The following is a 25,391-nucleotide window of genomic DNA, read 5'->3' on the forward strand; positions in this document are numbered from 1 at the left end:
GCGGGGACGCGCGTTGTTTGGTGTGGTGTGGAGGGGGGCAGGGGAGGATGGTGCGGTGAGTACTCCCTTGCGGCTGGAAGTGATCGTGGCGAGTGTGCGGGCGGGGCGGTTCGCGCCGGTGGTCGCGGACTGGTTTCTGCGGGTGGCGCGGGCGAATGAGGGGTTCGAGGTGGGGGTGATCGATCTCATCGATACGTCGCTGCCGGTGGATTTGAGTGTGACGGACGAGGTGCGGGCGTATCTCGAAAGGATCGATGCGGCAGACGCATTCGTGGTGGTCACCTCGGAGTACAACCATGGGTATCCGGCGGCGTTGAAGACCGCGCTCGATACCGGTAAGCGTGAATGGCGGGGCAAGCCGATCGGTTTCGTGAGCTACGGCGGTCTGTCGGGCGGGCTGCGCGCGGTGGAGCAATTGCGGCAGGTGGTGGCGGAGGTGCATATGGTGTCGATCCGCGAGACCGTCAGCTTCCATGAGGCCAAGCGGAAGTTCGATGCGGAGGGCGAGACCTGGGACGGTGCGGCCATCGATGCGGCACAGCGCCTGCTGCGTCAACTCGATTGGTGGGGAAGGACTTTGCGCGCGGCCGGCGAGCCTTATCCGGGCTGACCAGTCAAGGCGTGCGCCGCGCGGGGCTGTCCGATGTACGTGGATTCGCGGGGGATGGAGACCAAGTTCAGTTCCACCTGTGTGGTGCCGGTGCGCAGGGTGATGCGATTCCCCGTCGCCTCCGGCTGCACGATGGACAGATCGGGCCGCGCGCCCGGCCAGCCCAGCGGATCGCCCGCGAGGTAGAGGGTGGTGACGCCGGCGTGCGGCGCCGGTGCGAGCACACCGTCCACCACCACGGCGGTGAATCCCGCATCGGATTCATGGGTTTCGGCGGCGAGGGTCAGGCGTTCGGGATTGCCGATGGTGGTGATCAACTGCTCCCAGGCGTCCGGCCGCTGTGTGCGAATGAGGACGCGCTCGCCCACGGCCAGCGCGCGGAACACCAGCTGCTGTGCCAGATACAGTTCCCCGGAGACGTACACGCTCGAAATGCCCTGGCCCACAAGACGTACCGCGACGCCATTGCCCTCGTCATCGGAGCCGAGCAGCTGTCCGCAGCCGGCCGAGGCCAGCTGTACCGCACCGATGTCCGCGACGGCGCGTACCTCGGTGGGGACGGTGCCGTCCAGGCCGGGCACCGCCAGCGGCAGGTGGGCGAGCAGGCCCTCGCGGTGGCGGCCGTTCATGGAGATCATGTGCCGCTGCAATTGCTCCTGCGGCAGTTCTCGCGTGGTGAGCCGCCAGGCCGCGCCGATGCGCACGGTGTCGGCGGTGCGGCCGGGCCGCAGTCGCAGCGCCACGGTGGTGCCGCGGGAGGCGGGCACCCACAGCTGGGCCAGCTGTTCGGAGTCCAGTCGCGCCGGGTCCACGGCCGCACCGATATTCACACTGTTGCCGAATTCGGTGTAGCGCCAGTGCTGGGTGAGCTCGCGCGGGTCCACGCCCGCGGTGATCCGCAGGGCCGCCTTGGTGATCTCGGGGGCGGTCAGCGTGCGAGCCGGGCAGTCGGCATCCTCCAGGGTTCGCAGGATGCGCTGCGTGGCGATGGTGACGGCCCGGCAGGCGCCGTCCAGTCCGCCGCCGCGCCGGTTGGCGGCATCGGGGCACAGCAGCGGGTCGAAGGCGATGGCCAGCCAGACGGTGCGGTGCGCGGTGGCGGGCAGTGGGCCGAGCAGGGATTCGTAGATGGCTCCCGCGGGTGTGCCGGAGCGACTGCGGTGACCGTGCGAGACGATATCGATCCCGGCGAGCCGAATATCGTGCTGGGTAAGGCTTTTCGCGAGTTCGGGCAGGGGCAGCAGATGTGAGGCCTGCACGGTGGAGCGGCCCAGCCGGGTCAGTCCGCCCTTGGGTGGCAGGACCTCGACCACCGCGACGACCTGGCTGCCGTCCCGGAACAGTCCGAGTGAGCGTCCGTCGCCGCTGTGGAAGTCGATGAGGTCGGTGCCCGGGTGCGGACGGCGGGCGCGGAAGGCGATCCGGGTGCCCAGCCAATCACAAACTGTTCGTTTGCCCAGTGGTAACAACAAGACCAGTCCGCACGCTATGGCGACGCCGAAGGCCACCCGGAACGGGACCCCGCAGACCACCGCGACGGCCAGCACGACCGCCGCGGTCAACTGAGCGACCAGCAGGTTTGTCAGGGTTATCCGGCCCAGCACAGGGCGCGAAATGGTGCCGGATGCGGCCATCGTCGTCCCCCAATAATCCGGTTCGGCCCCCGGGCTTCGTGGCCGAGTGCGTATGAAGATCGTGCCGAACTGTACTGTGTGCGGCGAACGCAATGACTGGTCGGGGGAGTTTCAATGCCGTCAAAACCGACGACCCGATGGCAGGTGAGCGGCTATCGCTTCCTGGTTCGTCGCATGGAACACGCCCTGGTGCGCAGGGACGTGCGGATGCTGCACGACCCGATGCGGTCGCAATCGCGGGCCTTCAGTGTCGGAGTGATTCTCGCGTGCGTCGCCCTGGCTGGTTGCGGGGTGCTTGCTCTACTGCGGCCGCAGGACAGGATCGGCTCCAGCAAGATCCTCATCGGCAAGGACACGGGGGCCGTCTATGTGGTCCTCGACAATGTGGTGCACCCGGCGCTGAACCTGACTTCGGCGCGGCTGGCGGCGGGGGAGGCCGCCAAACCCGCCACGGTGAAGGAGACCGAACTCGCGAAGAAGCCGCGCGGGCAGCTGATCGGCATTCCCGGCGCGCCCGCCTCGCTCGCCTTCGACGCGAGGTCGGGCGGTCGCACCTGGACGATCTGCGATGTGCTCGCCAATGACGGCAGTCGCACGCTGACCACCTCGGTGCTGGCTGGTGATCCGGTGCAGGGCAAGGTATCCGGGCTGGACTCGGGTAGGGGCCTGCTCGTACAGGGGCGTGATCACACCTATCTGGTCTACGACAATCAGCGCGCGCAGGTGGATATGAACGATCGGGCCGTGGTGGACGCCCTCGATATTCGCGGCCTGACGCCGCGGCCGATCAGTCCGGGGCTGCTCGACGCCATTCCGGAGGTGCTGCCGATCGTGCCGCCGCAGATCGCGGATGCCGGTGCGGCGCCGAACTATTCGATCGGCGACCACCGCATCGGTGATGTGGTGCAGGTGCGCACCGATAACAAGAACTATGTGGTGCTCGCGGACGGGCTGCAGCCGGTGTCGGCGCTGACCGCCGATATCGTGCGCAATGCCTACCGGTCCACGGCCGCCGACGATCACATCGGCCAGGCCGACCGCACCGGGGCGCCGGTGTCCTCGGCGCTGCCGGTCGCGAACTATCCGGATCGCGCCCCCAGCATTGTGGACGGTAAGGATCAGCCCGTCGACTGCCTGTCCTGGCGGCCGGTCGAATCCGCCGATCAGGCCGATGGCAGCAAGCATGCCGATCTGGCGGTGCTGACCGGTCATGCCGTGCCGATTCCGGACCGCGCCCGGTTGGTGCCGCTGGCCCAGGCCGACGGCAACGGCCCGGCGGTCGACAGCTTCTATATGAAGCCGGGCTCGGGCGCGTACGTGCAGACCACCGGTATCGAACCGGATAGTCAGCGGCGCGACAGCCTGTTCTTCATCTCCGATTACGGTGTGCGATACGGCATCAAGAATCTGGAATCGGCCAAAGCTCTCGGCATGGACCCGGAATCGGTGCGGCCGGAACCCGCGCCCTGGTCGATCGCCGGTGTGATCGCGTCCGGGCCGACATTGAGCCGTGAGGCCGCGATGGTGGCGCACGATGGTGTCGACCCCGACCCGAATCCGGCGAAAGATCCTGTCAAAGCACAGAACTGAGCGGCTCAGGCGTCGTCGGAATGCATGCCGAACCGGCGGCGCAGGGGGAATGACGCCAGGAAGCCCAGCACCAGCAGGACGCCGACAATACCAGTGCCGATGAGTGCCACATTGCGAGCGGTGTTGTCCGGTGCGGGTTTCGGGGCGGGCAGGGCCAACTGCTGATCCTTGGCGGCGCCGGGTTGCTTGGGCGGCAGGTCGTCCGGTATCTCCGCGGTGAGTGCGGCCACGGGATCGACTGCGCCGTAACCGACATACGGATTCCAGCCTTCGCCGGGGGCGTGCGCGGTGGCCTCGATGCGTTGAATGACCTCGTGCGCGGGCATATCGGGGAAGCGTGAACGCAGCAGCGCCGCAACGCCGGAGACGTAGGGCGCGGCGAAACTCGTTCCGCTGTAACGGTTCACCTGGCCCTGATTGGTGATCTTGGCGGTGGTGAGGCCGGTATTGCGGGGGTCCAGGGAGATGACGTCCTCACCGGGCGCGGCCACACCCACCCAGGGGCCGGGGACGGTGAACTTCGAGGGCTGGCCGAAGGCATCGATGGAGCCGACGGAGAGCACGTAGTCGTCCCACCAGGCCGGGGCCACATACGAATTGACGTGATCCCAGAGATCCTCGTTCGGATGCAGCGGGTCGAGGCCGGGATTGCTCGCCTTGCAGCTATCGGTATTGCCCGCGGAGGTGACGATGACAACGTCCCTCTCCACGGCCGCGTAGCGCACCGCCGCGCCGAGGGCGCCCATCTCGGTGCTCTCCGGCCGGGTGGTCGGGCAGGCCACCAGGGAGATATTGATGATGCGGGCCCCGGCGTCGGCGGCCCGGCGCACAGCCGAGGCCAGCGCGGAGATCTTGCCGTAGCCGTCGGGCATATCGTCGGGGCCTTTGTCGCGGCCCGCGCCCTCGGCCTGGTACATGGCGCTGGTCTGGCGGATGGTCATGATCCGGGCGTCCGGGGCTACGCCGGAGAAGCCTTGGCCGCCCACCTGATTCGCGGCAATGAGTCCGGCGACGATCGTGCCGTGTGCATCACAGTCCTCGGTGCCGTCACCGGAATTGGCGACATAGTCGCCGCCGGGAATCAGGCCGGGAAGGCGCGGATGCGGGGAGACCCCGGTATCGATGACGGCGACCAATTGGCCTGCGCCACGGGAGAACTGCCAGGCGTGCTCCAGATCCAGGGCGCGCTGGGTGGGCGGGATGGTCGGCCCGTCGCCGCCGGCCTGGGTGCTGATGCAGGGGGAGTTGGCCGGGTGCTCCGTTTTGCCGGGCGGGGCGGCGGGACCTCCGGGTGGCAGCAGGCCCGGATCGATGGCCGGGGGTCGATCGGCGTAGGCCGCACCGGGATTCGCCTGCGCCGCTGCGGGAATGATGCCGATACCGAACGACAGCGTCGACGCCAGTGCCGCCGTGGCGGCGATCGTTCGCAGTCCGGGGCTGCGCCGGGACAGGGCGGAGTCCGTCGCCATGGCGCGGGGATACTCGGTACTCATCGCAGTGTCCGCCGTCGGCCGCGCTCAGAGCCCGCGCACGAGCGAGTACAGGCCCGTCACCCAGAACACCAGGGGCACAACGGCGGCGACGAAGGCGTACTCCAGCAGCTCCACCGCGCGCCGCAGCGGCGGGGTGGCCTGCTGGCGCGGCACGATGATGCCGAGTACCAGCGCCGCCACCAGCAGGATCAGGGCCGCGCCGAAGACGGCGAGGGGCTGGTCGAGCAGAAAAGCCGCGCCGCCCAGCAGGATCAGCAGCATGGCCGCGCCACCGGCGATGAGGATTACGGCCTGCTCCGCGCCCGCGTAGGTGCGGCTGCGGAACATCAGGACAGCGGCGCAGACCACGGCGAGCGCCAGGCCCGGCCAGTAGGCGCCGGCCGCATGCGGGTCGGTGGCGGTCAGTGCGCCCGCCGCGACCACGAGGGTGGTGGCGGCGACCAGTCCGGCCAGATACCTGCGGGCCCGTTCGGATTTGACGCGCAGGGCGTCCAGGCTGGGCAGCGCGCGATGATCGTCCGGATCGTCCTCGGTGGGGTCGATCGGCGTGCCCGGTGCGGGCACCGGTGGCAGCGGCAGCCGGGCGAGCAGCATGGAAAGCCTTGGTGCGAGCGACAATCCGGCCAAACCCAGCGCCGCTGCGCCCGCACCGATCGCCTTCGAGGGGAGATGGGTGAGCAGGCCGACGAGCGCGGCGGGCACCAGATAGGCGGCGAGGGTCGTCGCGCCGATGAACAGGCCCAGCCCGACGCCGCTCACCCGCCACGCGAGAATCGCTGTGGCACCGGCCAATACCGCGCCGAGCAGTAGATTCGCCCAGCCGTAGTGATCGGGGACGACGAGCAAGCCCGCGCTGAACGCCGCCGGCAGTGCGCAGCCGCCCAGCACGAGTGCGCTCGCGGTATCGCGGTACATGCGGCTGAGCACCATGCTCGACACCACCAGTAGGACGGCCACGAACAGTGCGACGGCGCCGCTCACCCAGCCGGAGACGGCATCGGGTGCGGCCAGCAGACCGAGACAGCCGACCAGCATGGTCAGCACCGCCAGCATGGACCCGGTCAGCCGGGCCGTGCGGGGTGACCAGCCGCGGAAGTGTTCGGCGTCGGCAATGGCGACGTTGTACATGATGTCGTCGAACAGCGGTGTGGGCGCGGTGTGTTCGGCGCTTTCCAGCATGAGCAGTTCGCCGTCGCGCACGCCCTGTTCGGCGAGGCTGAGGGAATTGGACAGCGGCGGCTGCCCGATGCGGGCGAGCACCCATTCGTGCGGTTCGAAGTGTTCGCCGTCATTGTCGAAGTCATTGGTGCGGCTGTGCTGGGCGACCATATCGACCACGCTGGGGATGACCAGGGCGACCGGCACATCGATGGGAATGGCCATATCGACCTGGGTGTGCTTGGCCAGCAGGGTGACGCGTGCGAGGTCCGGCGCGCGGACGGTGCCGCGTGCGTCGTCGATATGGTCCATTCGCGCGTTGGTCACGCTGCCCCCACCTCGGTGTGCGTCTTTTGTGCCCTCTGAGTGCGCGCGAAACCACCGTCGCAGCGCCGGGATATGCAGAAATGCTGCCCGCACTGTACGTCATCACGATCGCTGGACGTACACTGAGCCCCGCATTCCAGACATCCGATGGGGGATTCTGCACGCGATGAGCACCGTCCGATTCCAGCGCCGTCCACGCCGGGAGATTCCGCGCTCACCGGGTGGCGAGGTGACGCTACAGCCGCCGCCGGAGATTCCGCGCAATATTCCAGCGAACCTGTTTTCCAAGCTCATGCCCTTGGTCATGGGCGTCGGCATGCTGGGCATGGTCGTGCTCATGTTCACCTCGGGCAGCGGCATCGCCACCAATCCCATGAGTCTGATGTTCCCGATGATGATGGTCTTCTCCATGATCGGCATGTACGCAGGTCAGGGAGGAAAGGGACAAAAAGCCGCAGAGGCCAATGAGGACCGCAAGGACTATCTGCGCTATCTCGACCAGGTCCGGCGGGATGTCGAGGAGACGGCGGGGCAGCAGCGGGCGGCGGTCGAGTGGAGTCATCCCGAACCGGGGGTGGTGTGGATGCTCGCGGGCACCACGCGGATGTGGGAGCGACGTCCCGGCGACAAGGATTTCTGCCATGCCCGCATCGGGCTCGGCAGTCAGCGTCTGGCCACCCGGCTGGTGGCCCCGGAGACCGGTCCGGTGGAGGAGCTGGAGCCGATAGCTGCGGTGTCGCTGCGACGCTTCGTCCGGACTCATTCGACGGTCCCGGATCTGCCGACGGCGCTGGCGGTGAAGGGCTTCGCGAGCGTGCAGCTCACCGGAGACCGGGCGCAGGCCCGCGAGATGACGCGGGCCATGCTAGTGCAGCTGGCCATGTTTCAGGGCCCGGATCAGGTACTCGTCGCCGTGGTCTGCGGACCCGATACCGCGCGCGAATGGGAATGGGCGAAATGGCTGCCGCACACCCAGCATCCGGAGGCGCAGGACGGCGTCGGCAGTGAGCGCATGGTGTACGGATCCATTCGCGAGGCGCATGCGAGTCTGCATTCGCTGCTGCACAACAGGGTTCGCTATTCGCGCAATCAGCCGCCGAACCCGAATCTGACGCAGATCGTGCTCGTGGTCGACGGCGGACTGCTCGAGGCCGAGGAAGATCCCCTGCGGGAGAACGGTTTCGAAGGCGTCACCGTGATCGACCTGTGCGGGTACGCGCCACGGCTGGCCGCCTCCCGCGGCATTCAGATGCTGGTGGAGAACGGTGAGTGCGCCGGACGCGGGGCCACCGGCGTCATGGAGCGCTTCGCGGTCATCGATCGCATCACTGCCCGCGAGGCCGAGCAGGCGGCGCGGCGACTCGCGCCGTACCGGGCCGCGCTGCCGCGCGCGGGTGCCGATACCGGTGACGAGGGCGAGGTCATATCGAGCTGGTCGCAGCTGCTGGGCCTCGGTGATCTCGGCGCGTTCAATCCGGAGAGCGCCTGGCAGCCGCGCTACGGGCGGGAACGGCTGCGGGTGCCGTTCGGCGTCGGGGCGGACGGGCTGCCGGTGGTGCTCGATATCAAGGAGGCCGCCGAGGGCGGTATGGGACCGCACGGGCTGTGCATCGGCGCGACCGGTTCGGGCAAGTCGGAATTCCTTCGGACGCTGGTGCTTTCGCTCATTGCCACGCACTCACCCGATCAGCTCAATTTTGTGCTCGTCGACTTCAAGGGCGGTGCGACCTTCCTCGGGCTGGAGGGGGTGGCGCATGTCGCGGCCATTATCACCAACCTGGAGGAGGAGGCCGATCTCGTCGACCGCATGCGCGATGCGCTCGCCGGTGAGATGAATCGCCGGCAGGAAGTACTGCGCGCGGCAGGCAATTTCGCCAATGTCTCTGAATACGAGAAGGCGCGCGCGGCCGGTGCGGATCTCGATCCGATGCCCGCGCTGTTCGTGGTGCTGGACGAATTCTCCGAATTGCTGTCGCAGCACCCGGATTTCGCCGAGCTGTTCACCATGATCGGGCGGCTGGGCCGCTCGCTGCATGTGCATCTGCTGCTGGCGTCGCAGCGGTTGGAGGAGGGGCGGCTCAAGGGGCTGGAGAGCCATCTGTCCTATCGGATCGGATTGAAGACCTTCTCCGCCAATGAATCCCGGCAGGTTCTGGGTGTGCCCGATGCCTACAATCTGCCGGGCAATCCCGGCGGCGGCTATCTGAAGTCCGACTCCGGTGAGATCGTGCGATTCCAGTCCTCGTATGTTTCCGGGCCGTATGCGGGTGTCGGCTCGCAGCGTGATGTCGCGGTGGATGCGGTGGGCGGGGCTATCGATATCACCGCGCGGCCGTTCACCGCCATTCACGTGGATTTCCGTACCGAGGACCATATTCCGCTGCCCGCGCCGGCGGAACTGGCGCCGGCGCAATCGGATGCCGAACAGGTCTCCAATTTGCAGATGCTGGTGTCGCGGGTGCGGGAGCACGGGCGGGCGGCGCACGAGATCTGGCTGCCGCCACTGGATGCGGCGCCCACGCTCGATCAGCTGGTGCCGCGGTCGGTGCTCACCGGGGATTGGAATCCGGTCGCCGCCCTGCGCGCCCCCATCGGCATTGTCGACCGGCCCTACGATCAGCGCCGGGATCCGCTGGTGGTGGATCTGTCCGGTTCGCGCGGCAATGTGGCGGTGGTCGGTGGTCCGCAGTCGGGGAAGTCGACGGCGCTGCGGTCGCTGGTCATGGGAATGTCCCTGACGCACACCGCCGAACAGGTGCAGTTCTATCTGCTCGACTTCGGTGGCGGCACGCTGGTCGGGCTGGAGGGGCTGCCGCATGTCGGCACGGTCGCGAGTCGCATAGAGAGCGATAAGGTGCGGCGCACGGTCGCCGAGATGGTGACCGTCGTGCGGCAGCGCGAGGCGCGGTTCCGGCAGCTCGGCATCGAATCCATGGCGGAGTTCCGGCGGCTGCGGGCGCTCGATCCGTCGGTGAGCTCGGCCGCCGCCGGGGCGCACGAGGATCCGTTCGGTGACGCGTTCCTGGTGATCGACGGCTACGGCAGCTTCCGGCAGGAGTTCGAGGCGCTGGAGCAGACCGTCATGAACCTTGCGGTGCAGGGGCTTTCGTACGGGGTGCACGTGGTGATCTCGCTGGCGCGCTGGCCGGAGGCGCGGCCCGCGTTGAAGGATCAGATCGGCACGCGCATCGAGCTGCGGCTCGGTGATCCCATGGATTCGGATCTGGGGCGCAAGTTCGCGGCGCTGGTTCCCATGGGCAGGCCCGGTCGCGGTATGACCGCCGATCTGCTGCATATGCTCACCGCGCTGCCGCGTATCGACGGTGACCCGAATCCGCAGACACTGGGAATCGGGGTGGCACAGGCGGTTTCGGCTATTGCCGAACGGACCCCCGGTCGTCCCGCACCGCGTGTGCGCATGCTCCCGGAGCGACTGCCCCGCGAAGAGTTGCTCGCGCTGGCCGGAAATCGGCCTGCCGCAGTGGATTCGGATCAGCCGACGCTGCGGTTCCCGATCGGTATCACCGAATCCGAGCTGGCCCCTGCGCAATTGGACTTCACCGTCAGTCCGCACTTCGTGATCATCGGTGATTCGGAGAGCGGTAAGACCACGCTGCTGCGATCGATCGTCCAGTCCCTCTGCGCGTCCAATACCCCCGATCAGGCGCGCATCATCATGGGTGACTATCGGCGCACCATGCTCGGCACGGTGCCGCAGGGCTATCTCGCCGGATACGGTTCCACCGCACCGCAGTTCACCCAGCAGATGACCGATCTGGCCGCCTACGTCACCCAGCGCATGCCCGGCCCCGATGTGACGCCGCAGCAGCTCAGGGATCGCTCCTGGTGGAAGGGGCCCGAGCTGTACGTGATCGTCGACGACTACGACCTGGTCGCCACCGCCACCGGCAATCCGCTGCACGCCCTGGTGGATCACCTCGCGCACGCCCGGGACCTGGGCTTCCACCTGATCATCGCCCGCCGCTCCGGCGGCGCCGGCCGCGCCCTCTACGAAGCCACCCTCAACCGCATGAAGGAACTCAACTCCGCCGCCCTGATCATGAGCTGCAGCCGCGACGAGGGCATCCTCTTCGGCAACGCCCGCCCCGCCCTCATGCCCCCCGGCCGCGGCACCTACATCACCCGCTCCGGCGAAGACCTCATCCAACTCGGCTGGCTCCCACCGGCATAACTCGCCGAGCTGTTCGTCAGTCGCATCCCCGTCATCCGGCGCGGTTTTGGCCGGGATCCACCGTGGATCCCGGCCAAGAACATGCCGTGATGACGGAGGGGCATGCCGGGATGACGGAGGGGGCTGCCTGACAGTGTTGATAGCGACGACTTCGCGAACCAGCGCGCCCCGTCATGCGAAAGCCGGCGCGCCCGGCACATAAGCCAGCGCGCCCCGGCACGTATTTGCCGGGGCGCGCTATTGGAGGTGCTGTGGGTCAGAACAGGCCGGCGAGGGCGATGTCCTTGGCCTGGAGTTCGGCGTTGCCGGTGCGGACCAGGGTGCCTGCGCCGCTGAGGGTGGCGTTGAGCTGGGCCACATGGGTGTTCCAGGTGCGCTGCATATCGGCGAACGCTTCGTTGGCGTCGCCCTTCCAGTTGTTGGTGACGAACTCCTCCACGCTGCGGTGGAAGGCTTCGAGCTGGTCGCGAATGTGCTCCGCCCGGCGGATGACCGAGTTCGCGCCGTCCGCCACGCCTTCGAAGTGCGCGGAGATGACCTGACCGTTCGCTGCTGCCATGGTGCTGTCCTTACTGAAGTGTGTGCGTCCGGTTCGGGTTACACGGGCGGCAGGTCGAGGCTGGAGACCTGCGCATTGATCTGGGCCTTGTAGTCCTGGTCGTGCTCTTCGTAGTTGGAGCCGACCCGAATGAGGTTCTCGGTCGTCTGCACCAGCTTGTCGTTGAGCTTGTCGGCCTGGAAGTAATAGCGCTCCATGAAGGCGTTGAACGCATCGCGCGCGCCGCCCTGCCAGTTCGAGCCGACCGTCATATTGTCCTCATCGCGCTTCAGATCCGCGATGGCGTGCATGAGCATGTCGTGCGTCTTCTTGAACTCCTGGGCCTTGGCCTGGATGAGCTCATTACTGGCTTCGAATGCACCGGCCACGGTGCCTCCTTTCAATCAGTTCGAACACACTGTGTCGAGCACAGCGCGGGCTGACGACCTTTACACAGTGATTAGACGAGGGCCCTGGCCCGGCGGTTCCACCCCTGTTACAGCAATTGGCCAGCACACTACCCAAGGATCGGTCTCGCTGACCAGTGCGTACGGTCACACCGGGGTCACCAGGTGCTGTTTGCCAGCAATCCGTACTGTGCGGCGGCCCGCTGATGGGCATCGTCCAACTGATCGCTCTCCACCGTCGCAACGTATTGGCGATACGTCACCACACAGCGGAAGCGCTTGATCTCGAAGCTGTCCTGAATCGGGTTTTCGCCGCATTTCGAATTCGGCAGCACCGCCGGTGGATCGGCCGGGCCCGGATAGGTCTTGTCGAGAATCACGCCCGCCAGCTTTGTCGCGGCGGCGGTATCGCGGGTTCGGTACAGCATGCTGCTGCTCGCCATTTCCGAACTCTTCGAGAAGCGGTCCACTCCAGCGAGTTTCATCAGGCGCGACCAATAGTCCTGATCGCCGACCTGATTCAGGAAGCCGCGCAATTCGTAGCGCGCCTCGGTCTGTGGGTCCGGAATGCCGAAAGCGCTGGGCGACAGCGTCTGCCGCAACATATCGTCCGGATCGTCGGGCAGGCGCAGCGCATCCTCTTTGCTGAGCGGTTTCAATCCGTCCAGCAGCGGCAGTTCGGTGTCGTACACCTTCTCGGCGAGGGCGGTCAGCGGGTCGGCCTCCGACGTCTTCTCACCCACCATGAGGTCGACGACATAGTTGCCGTGCGCCAGCGTCGATCCCATCGAGGCGACACCGGGACGCCAATGTGCGTGCGCGGCAGGATATTTGGCCAAGGTGAGCGGCTGATTCACATCCGCCGCGACCCCGAAGTCCGCGGCGTCCAGTTCGGCGGCCGCCTTGGCCGCGGCGGCCTCGTCCGGAAACTGCACGACGGTGACCACGGTGAACCCCAGATCACCCGGTATCGGCTCATCCCTGTTGAGCTGCCGGTCCGCATTGCTGGCGCTGACACCGAACAGCATGCCATTGTTCGCGAGCACCGGCCGGGAAACCGCCGCGAGCATGGTCGCGCTGTCGGAGTTGGTGAAGGCCGTCATCCCGGTGCCGAATTTGAGCGTCGGATCGATCTCCGGACCATTGACCACCTGATCGGCCAGCCGCATGGACGCCAGGTTCAGGCCGGAGGACAGGGAGGGATAGAAGACGTACCGCTGCTCCAGCGGTGCGGTGGAGTACGGCCCCACATCCAGTGTGCGCACATCGATTTCGCCCGGATGCGCCGTACCGTCGACGTGCGCTCCGCACCCGGTCAGCGCGAATGCGGTGATGGCCAGCGCCCCGCCGCGAATTCGTCGTGAAAGCATCACAGTCCCCCCGGCTCAGTGTGCATTGACCAGAATGGCGTACTGCGCGGAGATACGCTGCTGCGCGTCCAGCAGCTGGCCCGCCGACACCTCGGCGGCGTATCGGCCGTACGAGACGAAGCAGTAGTGCGCGATCGCCGCGAACTCGGGACCGATGTACTTGCGGCATTTGGCATTCGGCAGATTCTTCGGCGAATCGGCGGGCCGGAACAGCCGTGAGGTTTCACTGTGCGCCGCGACGATCTTGGCGGCGCCCGCGGCATCGCGGGCGCGGTAGACGTAGTTGCCCTTCCACGCCACCCGGTCCACGCCCGCGTCGTCGAAGAGCTTGATCTCGTCGGGCCCCTGTACGACCTGCAACCCGCCCTGGCGGTCGTACACACCCGGCATACCGGCCTGATCGGGATCATCGGCGAAGGTGGGCAGCGCACGCGCCATGACGCCGTCCGGATCCACCGGCACCTCCATGAGCTTATCCACCGGCGTGGCCGGGAATGCGGCGAGCGCGGGCGGTATGACATCCAGGCTGCGCTGCACCCGGCCGATCTGCTTGGGCAGATCCCGGGAGCCGATCGCACTCAGGACACTGTCGAAGATACTGGTGAGAATGACGAATCTGCCGGTGGCATACCAGGATCGGACCGGACCGCCGTCACTGTTCTCGGCCAGGGCGTAGGCGGCCGGATACTTGTCGATCCGGATCCGCTCGGCGCCGGGGGTGGCGTCGAAATCGGCCTGCCCGAGCGCCTGCGCCGCATCGGCCGCGGATTTGTCGTCGGTGAAGAGCAGGACGATGTTCTCCAGCTCGTACGACAGGCTGACCTTCTCATCGGATTTGCCGCTGCTGACGAATCCGGACAGGAATCCCTGTGCGGCGGAGTTCAATACGGCCGGATCGGCGGCGACGCGGCTGTGGATCGCCTGCGAACCGAAGTCGACGAAGGTGCGCACCGTGACGCCCATGGCCTGCGCCGGATACTTGACCTCCGGATCGACCTGCACGGGCAGCGGTATATAGCCGCCCATTCGCATGGCCTCGACCTGCCTGGCCATATCGAAGACGGTCGGCTTGCCGTAGTACTTGGGCTGGGTGGGCAGGTTTCCGACATCCAGGCTCGCCAGGTTCACGACCGGTACGGGAAGGGTGGCAGGTGTGTGGGATCCGGATCCGCAGGCGGCCGTCAGGGCGACCGCCAGCGCTATCGTGGCGCTGAGCGCCGCCCGCCCCAGTTTCCGCATGGTTCCCCTCCGTCGGCCCGCGATCGGGCCACCCTACTTCACGCGGTTGTGCAGCACCGGCACGAGTTTGCTCAGCAGAACCTGTTCCGAGTCCGGGGTCCAATTGCGCATGGCGGCGACGGCGGCGGGGTCGTCGAGCGGCACCACGATGGCCCGTGAGCTGGTTATTTCGCTCGGCAGGCCGAGTAGTCCACCGCCACCGGCCTTTTCGTCACTGCGGACGGCGACGACGTAGGAGTTGTCGGTCACCTGCAGGGAACCCCAGCCGTCCGAGGCGCGGGGCGAGGTCTCGCCGGCGGCGGGCGAGTAGGCGACGTTGTAGACGAAGCCGAGGCTCGTCATGAAGTTCGCCTGCTGGCTGCCGGTCAGATAGATCGAGTAGTGGCCCAGGCTCGAGCTCTGCTGGTCGACGTCCACCAGCGTGATGACCTTGCCCTGGAAGGCGGGATTGTCATTGCGCGCCTGCGCCAGTGGGGTCAGGCCGCTGTTCGCCGAGGTGGGGGCGGCGGTCACCGAGTTGGCGGCAAGGGGCTTGGCGGTGTGATCATCGCCGCTGAGGGCGACGATGCCGACACCGGCGGCGACCGCCGCCACCACCGCTCCGGCTGCCGCGCCGAGGTAGAGGCGTGTGCGCTTCTTCCTGCTCCCGGTCACCGCGGTCTTGGAAGTGACTGCGGCGCTGGCATTCTCACCCGAAGGCCGCAGCATGCCGGGCGAGGCCACCTGAATGGGATAGGTGGGGGAGGTGTGGGTGGGCACCGGGTTGTAGCCCGGCGTCAGCGCATTCGCCGCCGCATCGGTGAATTCCCGGGAGCTGTTGAAGCGATCGGCCGGATTCTTGGCCAGGGCGCGCGCGAAGAGATAGTCCAGCGCGACGGGCAGATGCGGATTCACCGCGGTGGGACGGGGCGGCGGCTCGTGTAGGTGGCCCATCATGACCATGGCCGGTTGTGTTGCCGGATAGGGGTTCTGGCCGACGAGCAGTTTGTAGAACGAGCAGGCCAGACTGTAGATATCGGCGCGATGGTCGAGGGCGCCGCCGGAGAGCTGCTCCGGTGGGGCATAGGCGATGGTCGCCACGAAACTGCCGGTCTGGGTGAGCTCGGTGGTGTCCTCGGTGGATTTGGCCACACCGAAATCGGCCAGCAGGGCGCGCTCGTCCTCGCCGTCCACGCTGGAGAGCAGGAAATTGGCGGGTTTGATATCGCGGTGCAGCAGGCCCTTGCGGTGCGCGTAGTCCAGGCCCTTGCCGACCTGGGTGGTAATGCTCAGTGCGCGCAGCGGAGTCATGGCGGCGGGATCGCGTTTGGCCTCGGCCGAGGCGTCGGTGCCCTCCACGTACTGCATGGCGATCCAGAGCTGGCCGTTCTCCTCGCCCCGATTGTGCACCGAGACGATATTCGGATGGTCCAGGCCCGCAACCAGATTGGCCTCGCGTTCGAAGCGCGCCCGGAACTCCTGATCGCGGGACAGGTCCGCGGAGAGCACCTTGAGCGCATCCATGCGCGGCAGGCTCGGATGCTTGCCGAGATAGACGGTGCCCATGCCACCGGAGCCGAGCACCCGGACGATCCGGTAGCCGCCGACGATGGTGCCGGGACTCATCGCCATGCTGGGGCTCCTGATCGACTCGGTGGTACGGGGCGCTGCCAGCCGGAGCTTACCGACTGCACCTGCTCCGGGATGACCCAGCGGACGCCGGTGCACGTAACCTGGTCCCTGTGTTGAACGTCCCGTGCCGCGTGTATTCCAGGGGCCGGTTCCGTTGATGGATCGGCAGGTCGAGGTTGTCGCGGGCAACCATGTGCTCATGCGGGTCGCGGGGTCGGTGCTGCTGGTCGCACACCGGGAGCGGGAGCGATTGACGGCGGGTTCGCGGGCCGTGGCGGCGGCGAACGCCCTGGCAGATCTGGTGACCGAGGCGACCGGGCAGGCGCCCGGCGGTCCGGGCGCGCTGGTGGCGCGGCAGGCCACGCGCTGGCTCATGAAGGAGGCCGAGCGGATCTCGCCGGGACAGCCGGTCGAGTTCGGCATCCTGACCGCCGCCGCGAACGGCGGCCTCGCCCTCTTCCTGCACGGTTCGGTGACCGCGGTGCTGGCCGGGCGCACGGTCGAGTACTACCGCGGCGGTGATGCGGCATTCACCGTGGACCGGGTCGCCGAGCGGCCCGCGCGGGCGGCGGCGCTGTTCGTCGAGGACGGTAAGCGGCGGGTGCCGGAGCTACCCGAGCGCGGAATCGGTTCGCTGGTGGCGGGAGTCGCGCAGGCAGTGGGCGCGGTGGTGTGGTTCGAGGGGGATTCGGCGGTGCCGGAGCCGGATCCGCCGCCTACTGCCGCCTACGAGTCGGACTCGCAGCCGATTCCGCTGGACCCCAACCTGACTCCGACCCGCACCTCGACCAGCGTTCCCGCCGGGCTGTATCTACCCCCTGCGGTGAGCGACGAGCGGGAGCTCGAATCACCGCCTGCCACGGCCGGTTACGATCCGCCTGCCGACGATTTCGATCCGCATCGCGCACCCACCGAGCGAGGTGGTGTCAAACGCGCCGAAGCAGGTGGCGCCCCGGCCGAAATGGGTACCAATCCGGCGCCGAAACCCGATCCGGATCTGCAGCGCCGGCTCGAGGCGACGGCCAAGGCCACCGCGCTCACCGTGAAGGTGCTCGGATTCAAGTGCGCGCGTGCGCATCCCAGCGATCCCCGGTCGGCGTTCTGCAGTGTGTGCGGGATGCCGGTGGATCAGACCCAGCCGGTGGCCGAGGTGATCCGGCCGCCGCTGGGCATGCTGGTGCTCGACGACGGTATGACCTACATGCTGGCCGCCGATGCCGTGGTGGGCCGCGATCCGGAGCAGTCCGAGGCGGCGCGAGCGGGGCTGGTGCCCTTGAAGATCGACGACAATTCCGGTGGCATGTCCCGGGCGCACGCCGAAATCCGCCTGGTGAACTGGGATGTCATGCTGATCGATCGGGGCTCGACCAACGGCACCCGGGCGCGGCTGCCCGGATACCGGGATTGGGTTCGGCTGCAATCGAATCAGCCGATGACGCTGGTTCCGGGCACCGAGATGATGCTGGGGAATCGGGTGCTGCGGCTGGAGCCGGTCGCGCCGCCGCCGTTCGGGTGACCTAGGAATACCGCGAGGTGCAGGTGTTCTGGTTGCCCAGGACGCCGGCGCGGAAGGCGTCTACTCGGGAGAAGCCGCTGGGCACCGTATTGCCGTCGGTGTCGCTGGCGGCCAGGCCGTCGGTGAGCAGGCCGGAGACCGCCTCGTCCAGATCGCCGGAGGACAGCCCGATATCGCCGTCGGCCTTGGATCGACCGGGGTCGGCCATCTTTCCGGTGATCACGCCCGAGAGACAGGCCGCGCGCAGACCGGTCTTCGCGCCCTTGAGCGTCTGCCCGGTGCTCTGCTGCACCGCCAGCGCATAGCGCGAGATGAACACCACATACGCGGTGAAGGCGCCGGTCACCTTGACCGGTAGACCGTCCTGCTCATCGGTATTGGCTACGCCGCGATCGTGCAGCGCGGGCAGATCGGTGCCGATGGTATTGGTGGCCGGGCAGTAGGTGACCGGCTCGGTGTCCTTTCCATTGCGGCAGCTCATCTTCGCGCTGTCGTAGCTGTACTTCGGCTCCTTGGAGATGGGCATGATGGCGGCCATCTCCTTGGTCAGCTGGTCGAGATGGGCCTGGTCCACATCGGCTTCATCGTCCGCGCTGTCACTGCCGAGGGACTGCGGCAGATTGCCGCGCCTGCGCTCGATCTCCTTGGTGTCGATGCCTTTACAGCCCTTGGGCCCGTCGGTGAAGCCGACCTGCACGGCGGTGACGCGCTCGAACGCGGAGCCGTGCACGCTGCCCGGATCGCTCGGATTCTCATCACGAATGGCGACGGTCGTGGCCAGGATGGCGTTCAGGCCGTCGGAGGTATTGATGGTGAAATGCTTGGCCTTGCCCTCGGCCACATAGCGAATGAACGCGCCGGAGAAACAGTCGGCCTGCTGCTCCTTGACCAGGGTCGGGGTCTTGCGATTGACGATATTGGCCATGGTCTGGATGGCGTGGCCGTACTCGTGCGCGAGCACCGTCACCACCGACATCTTCCCGAAGGTGTCCTGCACGGTCGGCAGCAGCACCGTGCGGTCCCAGCCGATGGAACCGTCGAGACTGCAGAACGCGGCATTGACGAGGCGGTAGGTGCTCTCCTGGCAGAACTGCACGGACTGCGCCCGCGGGGCCTTCGCGCTCCAGGAGATGAACTTGTCGACCGGGGTGAAGGCGCCGTCGAACTCCTTCGGATACTCACCCTGCCAATAGGTTTGAATATCGTCCAGGGCATTGAGCACGAGTTTGTCGATCGGGCCGCCGTCGGAATTCGACGCTGTGAGCGTCGAATCCGGGACCCCCGTGCGCGGTCCGTTCGGACCGCTGGTGGTGGGCAGCCCGGCCACCTTGAACGGATCGTCGTAGATCGAGACCGCACGGCCGCCGATATTTCGTGTGCATCCGGTCAACAGCACCGCGATCAAGGTGAGAACGGCGAATGTCACCGTCGCCCGGCGCCCGCGCATCCCCACGTCCACTCCCTCACGGCCGACCGTAAATCCACCCCGGATCGGACATTGCGGCGTACCGCGCCGTCCGAGCCTCACGCATATTATCCGCCGGGGCGCCACCGCGTCGTGCGGGTTACCTGCGGTTCCGGGCGGTTGCGGCCGTATCGATGCCTGCCGCCGGGCTCTCGGCGGACGGTCCGATACTCCCCGGGTCCGCGGCGGTGCAGCCGGTAGTATCCGGGCCATGTCTTTACCGGGGGCGCAGCAGATCACCGTGCGTCATGAAGGAACCGATCGGGTCTTCGACGCGAGTCAGCAGATCACCATGGGGCGGGCACCGGAAGTCACAGTATTCGTCGACAGTCCGCTGGTTTCCCGGGTGCACGCCACCCTGGCCTGGCGCGGGAACAGCTGGGTGCTCGCCGATAACGGCAGCACCAATGGCGTCTTCGTGGACGCCCGCCGGTTGAGCCAGCCGATTCCGATCGACCGGCCCACCCAGGTTCGGCTCGGCGATGCCATCACCGGTCCACTGCTGCACCTGATTCCGCGGGTGGGGACCCCGCAGGGACCGCCGTCGCAGCCGCAGCCGCAGCAGCGCTGGGCGCCGCCGGTGCAGAATCGGCCGCAGCCGCCGCAGCAGTGGCCGCCCACGCCGCCGCAGCAGCGCCCACCGGTATCCGGGCAGCAGCCGCCCGTGCAGGTCGGGCGTCCGCCGGTCAGCGGGGCACAGCCGCCGGTGCAACCACCGCTGCGACCCGGGCAGTCCGGGCCACAGCATCCGGTGCAGCCGCAGTCGGGACAGCAGCATCCGGTGCAGCCGCAGTCGGGACAGCAGCATCCCGTGCAGCCGCAGTCCGGGCAGCAGCATCCGGTTCCGCCGCAGTCACGGCAGCAGCCGGTGCAACCGTCGGTGCCGCTGCATCCGGAGGCTCCGGACAATCTGAATATGACTGCCAAGGCCAGCATTTCGGCGGCGCCGCCGGTGCGGGCCCGCGCGGCGACGGGTCCGGCCGCGCGCGCGGATCGAATTCCGCAGGGCGGCTTGAACATCGGCCGTACCAGTGACAATCAGATCGTCGTCAATGATCCGCTGGCCTCGCGCCGGCATGCCCGGCTGCTGTCCGATCGCGGCAATCTGGCCATCGAGGATCTCGGATCGGCCAACGGCACCTTCGTCAACGGCCGTCGTGAGCAGCGCGCGGTGCTGCGCGACCGCGACATCATCACCGTCGGCAATGTCGACTTCGAGGTCCAGCAGGGCACGCTGGTGCGCCGGGAACGCCCGCCCGCCGAGCAGGGTCTGCACGTGCACGGGGTCAGTTTCACCGTCGAGGGCAATAAGCAGCTGCTCGTCGATGTGAACATGCAGGCGGGGCGGGGCACGCTGACCGCGCTCATCGGCCCGTCCGGTGCGGGTAAGTCGACCTTGTCGAAACTCATTGCGGGAACGACACAACCGTCCTCGGGCGTGGTCACCTTCGAGGGCCGCGGACTGCACGCCGAATACGAAGCGCTGCGCTCGCGCATCGGCATGGTGCCGCAGGACGATGTGCTGCACCGGCAGCTCACCGTCAAACAGGCGCTCGGCTTCGCCGCACAGCTGCGGCTGCCGCCCGATACCAGCCGGGCCGACCGGCAGCGCGTCATCGACGGTGTGCTGGACGAGCTTTCGCTCACCCAGCATGCCGATACCCGGGTGGACCGGCTCTCCGGTGGTCAGCGCAAGCGCGCCTCGGTGGCCATGGAACTGCTCACCGGCCCCTCGCTGCTGATTCTCGACGAGCCCACCTCCGGCCTGGATCCGGCGCTGGACCGTCAGGTCATGACCATGCTGCGTGAGCTCGCCGACGCCGGCCGCACCGTCATCGTGGTCACGCATTCCGTTGCGTGCCTGGACATGTGCGATCAGGTGCTGCTGCTCGCGCCCGGCGGCAAGACCGCGTTCTGCGGGCATCCGGGCAGTGTGCGCGATTTCCTCGGCACCAGCGACTGGGCGGAGATCTTCTCCCGCGTCGCCAGTGATCCCGATCGCGCCTTCGCGAATTTCCGCTCCCGGCAGGCGTTTGCGCCGCCGCCCCCGGCCGTGCAGCCGGGCGGTAAGGCCAAGCCGCCGAAATCCAGTGCGCTCAAGCAGTTCTCGACACTCTCGCGCAGGCAGTTCCGGCTGGTGCTCGCCGATCGCGGGTATCTCGCCTTCCTGCTGATACTTCCGTTCGTGCTGGGCGGGCTGTCCCTGGTGGTGCCGGGCAAGAACGGCTTCCAGAAGGGCGGGTTCACTCAGATGCCCGACGGTTCTTTCGTCGCCACCGGCGGCAGTGAGGCGCAATCACTGCTGGTGGTGCTGATTCTCGGCGCCTGCTTCATGGGATCGACACTGACGGTGCGTGATCTGGTGGGCGAGCGTGCCATCTACTACCGCGAGCGCGCGGTCGGATTGCGGTCCGGCTCCTACCTGATGTCCAAGGTCGTGGTGTTCAGCTTCGCGGCGCTGCTGCAATCCGCGGTGATGATGGGCATTGTTCTCCTGGCCAAGAAGCGGCCCGGACCTGGTGCGGTGATCTCCGCGGGCAGTGCCGAGCTGTACATCGATATCGCCATGACCGCGGTGACCTGCGTGGTGGTCGGGCTGCTGCTGTCCACGCTCGCCAAATCCAATGAGCAGGTGATGCCGCTGCTGGTGGTGACCATCATGGCGCAGCTGGTCATGGCGGGCGGCATGATCCCGGTGACCGGCCGTGTTGTGCTGGAACAGGTTTCGTGGCTGTTCCCGGCGCGCTGGGGTTACGCCTCGGGGGCGTCCACGGTCAATATTCGGGAGCTCTTCGCCACCGCGCAGCCCGATCGGCTGTGGAAGCACGCGGCGAATATCTGGTATCTCGATATCGGCATGCTGCTGGTGCTCACCGTCATTCTGACGCTGTTCACCTGGTCGCGGCTGCGGCTGAAGAAGTCCGCGATATGAGCCCGGGGGCCCGGTTGGGCAGGGAGTCGCGCGCTTCCCTCGGCGAGCAGGCACACTGATGGCTGTGACAGCTCGAGTTGGGGCAGTGCATCTGGGCTGGGACGTGGTATCGGTGGCCGCCGGTGGCGGTGGCGCGTCGATACGCCCGGTCCAGGTCGAGGGCACATATACGCCGCCCGCCTATCTGCTGGCGGATTCATCCGGCCGACTGCATACCGCAGGTGTGGACCGGCGTCCCGACGTCGGCATCGCCATCTCCGATGTGCGCGACATCCTGGGGCATCCGCAGATAGTGGTGGCCGGGGCGACCTGGCCCGCGGACCTGGTGTTCAAGGCCCGCATGTTCAATCCGCTGGCCGCGGTGATCACCCATCTGGGTGGGCAGCCCGACGTGCTGGCGCTGCCGTTCCCCGATGAGTGGCCCGACCCCAAGGTCGACGAATTCGTGCGCCTGGTCGAGAACCTCGGTGTTGTCGCCGAGGCGCTGCCCGAATCGGTGGCGCTCTCCGGATACATTCGCGCGCTCGGACTGGTGCGCGGCACCGGTCGCGGGCCGGGGGTCGGGGCCACCGGCGTCTACTCCGATGGACGTGAAGTGCTGGTGGTGGCCGTGCACGGCGACGACGACCACCCCACCGAATCGGTGAGCGTGCCCATTACCGCCGATGCCCTGCATCAGGCGCGGGCCGCCGACAATGTGGTCATCGAGGTGATGGCGGCCGCGCGCGGCGTCGGCGCCGATACCTCCACCGTGCTGCTGGCCGGCAATGTGTGCTTCAACGACGCGCTGCGCCTGGCCTTCCAGAACCATCTCGGGCACCGGTTCCACGTGGCGGAGCATCCGATGCACGCGCTGGTGCTGGGCGCCACGCATCTGCTGGTCAATGACAGTGAGCTCACCGCGGAGGCGATGGCGGCTCGCTCGGAAACGCAGGTCCCGCAACAGGGTTCGGCGCCGAATGCGCCGCGGCATGCGGAGCAGGCCGGCCGGGTCGGGCCATCGACCGGGGAGTTCCCGCGCCACGGACAGGTCGCGCCGCAGGGTCCGGCGGCGCCCGAGCCCGCCGCCGCGGACGCCCGGCCGGTGGATCAGGGTCCGCGAAATGTGGTGCCGCCGAGTGAGTCCGGTGCACCGCGCCTCGAATCTCCGCATGCGGCAGGTCCTGCCGCCGGAGCACAGCCGGTGGCCGATCCGGCGGGCGAAACCCGGCGGGTGAGCGCCGAGGATCTCGCGCAGGTTCCCACCGCGTCGCGCGGTGGGCTGCCGCCGGGGCTGGCGGGGGTGGGCGGGCGTTTCACCCGGCCGCCGGGGACTCCGGCCGATGACCAGATGACGGCTGTCATGGGGCATACGGCGCAGCCCGGGCAGTCGAATCCCGGTGCGGGGCAGCAGAATACCGGTGCGGCACAGTCGAATCCTCCTGCGGTGCAGTACGGCCCGGGTTACGGTCCGACCGGCGCACCGCAGGGGCAGTCCGGGTACGGACAGCAGGGGCAGCCGAATTACGGACAGCAGGGGCAACCCGGCTACGGCCCGCAGGACGGGTCCGCGCAGGGCCAATACGGACAGCCCGGACAGCCCGGACAGGGTGGTTACGGCGCGCCGGGCACCGGATACGGGCCGGGCAACTACGGCGGCCCGGGTGCGAACTTTGCGGGTCCTTCCGGAAACGCTCCTGGTCAGGCCGGTGCGATGTACGGTGGGTCGATGCCGCAGAGTGGGTCGCGTCAGCCGAATCCGCAGCCGCCGGAAGAAGGTGCCGGACAGCCTGATTCGAGTTCCGGTGGTGACGGCAAGCGCAAGGGCAAGCTGTGGAACAAGATGAAGGGCAACCTGTTCGGTGCGCCCATCATCATCGGCGCCGCCGCGCTGGGCGCCATGGGCATGATGCATTCCGACACCGAGTCGGTGCAGCTCGCTGCCGGTCAGTCCGGCATATCCGACATGTTGGATACGCACCTGATCGATCAGGTCTGCGCGCTGACCCCGTGGGCGTCGGGCACCCCGCTGCCGGGCATCTCCAGCATCGACGATCCGCAGCACCTAGGTTGCCTCACGCTCGGCATCGATACGCTCCGCTACACCATTCCGGGTCCGGTCCGCGGTGTGGACCCGGGCCCGCCGATGCAGATCTGACCGGGGCGTAAGCCGGTTCCGGCCGGTGGTACTGCGGCCGGTTTCAGGTCGATGGGGCCGCGCTGGTACTGTGGCTCGTTGGCGTGCGGTACGGCCGGGGTTCATTCCTGGCTGTCGCGCGAGCCCCGGGTCTCCACCAGCCGCCGGGATCACTCGACCACATGCCTGGCTGGCACCACATACGACAGACAGGGAACGACTGTGCCTACGTACAGCCCGAAGGCGGGTGACGTGACCCGCCAGTGGTACGTCATCGACGCCACTGACGTAGTCCTCGGACGTCTCGCCGTTCAGGCAGCGAACCTGCTGCGCGGCAAGACCAAGCCGACCTACGCTCCGCACGTCGATGGTGGCGACTTCGTCATCATCATCAACGCTGACAAGGTTGCCGTTTCCGGCAACAAGCGTGAGAACAAGTTCATCCACACCCACTCCGGGCACCCGGGCGGCCTCAAGTCCCGCTCCGTCGGCGAAATCCTGGACACCCGCCCCGACCGTCTGGTCGAGCGCGCGGTCAAGGGCATGATCCCGAAGAACAAGCTCGGTAACAGCATCGGCGGCAAGCTGAAGGTCTACGCAGGCCCGAACCACCCGCATGCTGCCCAGCAGCCCATTCCGTTCGAGATCAAGCAGGTGGCACAGTGACCGCTCCTGAGGAATTCAACGACGACGAGTTCGTCGTGGAAGACACCACCGTCGAGGTCGTCGAGGAGGGTGACGGCTACGAGGCCGAGTTCACCGCCGAAGAAGAGACCTTCGCTCCGGTCCTCATCGACCGCCCGGTGCAGACCGTCGGCCGTCGTAAGGAAGCCGTTGTTCGCGTGCGCCTGGTGCCGGGTTCCGGCAACTTCGTGCTGAACGGCCGCACCATCGAGAACTACTTCCCGAACAAGGTGCACCAGCAGCTCGTGAAGTCCCCGCTGGTGCTCGTCGAGCGCAGCGAGTCCTTCGACATCTTCGCTCGTCTCGTCGGCGGCGGCCCGTCCGGTCAGGCCGGCGCCCTGCGTCTGGCGATCGCGCGTGCGCTGATCATCGTCACCCCGGATGACCGTCCCGCCCTCAAGCGCGCCGGCTTCCTGACCCGTGACGACCGCGCCGTCGAGCGTAAGAAGTACGGTCTGAAGAAGGCCCGCAAGGCGCCGCAGTACTCGAAGCGCTGATTTTCCGCCGTC

17 protein-coding genes are annotated in these 25,391 nt (G+C 67.6%); 8 read left to right on the plus strand and 9 right to left on the minus strand.

Annotated features, from left to right (window positions below; translation table 11 throughout):
- Nucleotides 1-55 precede the first annotated feature (55 nt).
- Complete coding sequence (locus tag OG326_RS07035) at nucleotides 56-610, plus strand: NADPH-dependent FMN reductase (RefSeq protein WP_327143793.1); 555 nt, start codon at nucleotides 56-58, stop codon at nucleotides 608-610.
- On the opposite strand, the gene eccE is transcribed toward OG326_RS07035, so the two are convergent.
- The gene (gene eccE / locus OG326_RS07040) at nucleotides 598-2,244 is read right to left on the minus strand and encodes a type VII secretion protein EccE (protein WP_327143794.1); all 1,647 of its coding nucleotides are present in this window, start codon (nucleotides 2,242-2,244) and stop codon (nucleotides 598-600) included. The genes OG326_RS07035 and eccE overlap by 13 nt on opposite strands.
- Nucleotides 2,245-2,358: 114 nt before the next feature.
- On the opposite strand from eccE, the gene eccB reads away from it, so the two are divergent.
- Nucleotides 2,359-3,834: a type VII secretion protein EccB gene (gene eccB, locus OG326_RS07045; protein ID WP_327143795.1), complete on the plus strand. Its 1,476-nt coding sequence runs from the start codon at nucleotides 2,359-2,361 to the stop codon at nucleotides 3,832-3,834.
- Between the two features lie 5 nt (nucleotides 3,835-3,839).
- Here the strand turns inward: eccB and mycP are convergent, their stop codons facing one another.
- Complete coding sequence (gene mycP, locus OG326_RS07050) at nucleotides 3,840-5,327, minus strand: type VII secretion-associated serine protease mycosin (protein WP_327143796.1); 1,488 nt, start codon at nucleotides 5,325-5,327, stop codon at nucleotides 3,840-3,842.
- A gap of 24 nt (nucleotides 5,328-5,351) precedes the next feature.
- Nucleotides 5,352-6,812: a type VII secretion integral membrane protein EccD gene (gene eccD / locus OG326_RS07055; RefSeq protein ID WP_327143797.1), complete on the minus strand. Its 1,461-nt coding sequence runs from the start codon at nucleotides 6,810-6,812 to the stop codon at nucleotides 5,352-5,354.
- Between the two features lie 166 nt (nucleotides 6,813-6,978).
- Between eccD and eccCa the strand changes: the two genes are divergently transcribed.
- Nucleotides 6,979-11,004, plus strand: a complete 4,026-nt coding sequence (gene eccCa, locus OG326_RS07060; RefSeq protein WP_327143798.1) for a type VII secretion protein EccCa — start codon at nucleotides 6,979-6,981, stop codon at nucleotides 11,002-11,004.
- Between the two features lie 256 nt (nucleotides 11,005-11,260).
- Here the strand turns inward: eccCa and OG326_RS07065 are convergent, their stop codons facing one another.
- The 5 genes from OG326_RS07065 to OG326_RS07085 form a co-directional block, all read right to left on the minus strand.
- Nucleotides 11,261-11,563 (minus strand): WXG100 family type VII secretion target, encoded by a 303-nt coding sequence (locus tag OG326_RS07065; protein ID WP_327143799.1) that lies wholly within the window; start codon nucleotides 11,561-11,563, stop codon nucleotides 11,261-11,263.
- A gap of 38 nt (nucleotides 11,564-11,601) precedes the next feature.
- A complete protein-coding gene (locus OG326_RS07070; RefSeq protein ID WP_327143800.1) occupies nucleotides 11,602-11,931 on the minus strand; it encodes a WXG100 family type VII secretion target in 330 nt (109 codons plus the stop codon).
- A gap of 176 nt (nucleotides 11,932-12,107) precedes the next feature.
- Entirely contained in the window at nucleotides 12,108-13,319 is a 1,212-nt protein-coding gene (locus OG326_RS07075; protein ID WP_327143801.1) for a DUF7373 family lipoprotein, read from the minus strand.
- Nucleotides 13,320-13,334: 15 nt separating this feature from the next.
- On the minus strand, nucleotides 13,335-14,558 hold the full coding sequence (locus OG326_RS07080; protein ID WP_327143802.1) for a DUF7373 family lipoprotein: 1,224 nt from the start codon (nucleotides 14,556-14,558) through the stop codon (nucleotides 13,335-13,337).
- 33 nt (nucleotides 14,559-14,591) lie between these two features.
- Nucleotides 14,592-16,169 carry a serine/threonine-protein kinase gene (locus OG326_RS07085; RefSeq protein ID WP_327143803.1) on the minus strand — a complete coding sequence of 526 codons (1,578 nt, stop codon included), beginning with the start codon at nucleotides 16,167-16,169 and terminating at the stop codon, nucleotides 14,592-14,594.
- 157 nt (nucleotides 16,170-16,326) lie between these two features.
- Between OG326_RS07085 and OG326_RS07090 the strand changes: the two genes are divergently transcribed.
- The gene (locus OG326_RS07090) at nucleotides 16,327-17,685 is read left to right on the plus strand and encodes an FHA domain-containing protein (RefSeq protein ID WP_327143804.1); all 1,359 of its coding nucleotides are present in this window, start codon (nucleotides 16,327-16,329) and stop codon (nucleotides 17,683-17,685) included.
- A 1-nt stretch (nucleotide 17,686) separates the two neighbouring features.
- Here the strand turns inward: OG326_RS07090 and OG326_RS07095 are convergent, their stop codons facing one another.
- The gene (locus OG326_RS07095) at nucleotides 17,687-19,132 is read right to left on the minus strand and encodes a metallopeptidase (RefSeq protein ID WP_327146399.1); all 1,446 of its coding nucleotides are present in this window, start codon (nucleotides 19,130-19,132) and stop codon (nucleotides 17,687-17,689) included.
- A 229-nt stretch (nucleotides 19,133-19,361) separates the two neighbouring features.
- Here OG326_RS07095 and OG326_RS07100 point away from each other — a divergent pair, with 229 nt between their 5' ends.
- The 4 genes from OG326_RS07100 to rpsI all read left to right on the plus strand — a co-directional run bounded on the left by OG326_RS07100 (nucleotide 19,362) and on the right by rpsI (nucleotide 25,379).
- On the plus strand, nucleotides 19,362-22,082 hold the full coding sequence (locus tag OG326_RS07100; RefSeq protein ID WP_327143805.1) for an FHA domain-containing protein: 2,721 nt from the start codon (nucleotides 19,362-19,364) through the stop codon (nucleotides 22,080-22,082).
- A 64-nt stretch (nucleotides 22,083-22,146) separates the two neighbouring features.
- Nucleotides 22,147-24,219: a hypothetical protein gene (locus tag OG326_RS07105; protein WP_327143806.1), complete on the plus strand. Its 2,073-nt coding sequence runs from the start codon at nucleotides 22,147-22,149 to the stop codon at nucleotides 24,217-24,219.
- A 201-nt stretch (nucleotides 24,220-24,420) separates the two neighbouring features.
- Nucleotides 24,421-24,864: a 50S ribosomal protein L13 gene (rplM, locus tag OG326_RS07110; protein ID WP_297621223.1), complete on the plus strand. Its 444-nt coding sequence runs from the start codon at nucleotides 24,421-24,423 to the stop codon at nucleotides 24,862-24,864.
- The gene (gene rpsI / locus OG326_RS07115) at nucleotides 24,861-25,379 is read left to right on the plus strand and encodes a 30S ribosomal protein S9 (protein WP_327143807.1); all 519 of its coding nucleotides are present in this window, start codon (nucleotides 24,861-24,863) and stop codon (nucleotides 25,377-25,379) included. The genes rplM and rpsI overlap by 4 nt, the downstream gene beginning before the upstream one ends.
- The last annotated feature ends 12 nt before the right edge of the window (nucleotides 25,380-25,391 follow it).

The organism is Nocardia sp. NBC_01327 (assembly GCF_035958815.1).
Taxonomy (GTDB): Bacteria; Actinomycetota; Actinomycetes; order Mycobacteriales; family Mycobacteriaceae; genus Nocardia.

Coding starts and splice junctions, on each gene's coding strand:
- eccE (WP_327143794.1), bottom strand. CDS start 2,244: ATGGCCGCATCCGGCACCATTTCGCGCCCTGTGCTGGGCCGGATAACC.
- eccB (WP_327143795.1), top strand. CDS start 2,359: ATGCCGTCAAAACCGACGACCCGATGGCAGGTGAGCGGCTATCGCTTC.
- mycP (WP_327143796.1), bottom strand. CDS start 5,327: ATGAGTACCGAGTATCCCCGCGCCATGGCGACGGACTCCGCCCTGTCC.
- eccCa (WP_327143798.1), top strand. CDS start 6,979: ATGAGCACCGTCCGATTCCAGCGCCGTCCACGCCGGGAGATTCCGCGC.
- OG326_RS07065 (WP_327143799.1), bottom strand. CDS start 11,563: ATGGCAGCAGCGAACGGTCAGGTCATCTCCGCGCACTTCGAAGGCGTG.
- OG326_RS07075 (WP_327143801.1), bottom strand. CDS start 13,319: ATGCTTTCACGACGAATTCGCGGCGGGGCGCTGGCCATCACCGCATTC.
- OG326_RS07080 (WP_327143802.1), bottom strand. CDS start 14,558: ATGCGGAAACTGGGGCGGGCGGCGCTCAGCGCCACGATAGCGCTGGCG.
- OG326_RS07085 (WP_327143803.1), bottom strand. CDS start 16,169: ATGGCGATGAGTCCCGGCACCATCGTCGGCGGCTACCGGATCGTCCGG.
- OG326_RS07090 (WP_327143804.1), top strand. CDS start 16,327: ATGGATCGGCAGGTCGAGGTTGTCGCGGGCAACCATGTGCTCATGCGG.
- OG326_RS07095 (WP_327146399.1), bottom strand. CDS start 19,132: ATGCGCGGGCGCCGGGCGACGGTGACATTCGCCGTTCTCACCTTGATC.
- OG326_RS07100 (WP_327143805.1), top strand. CDS start 19,362: ATGTCTTTACCGGGGGCGCAGCAGATCACCGTGCGTCATGAAGGAACC.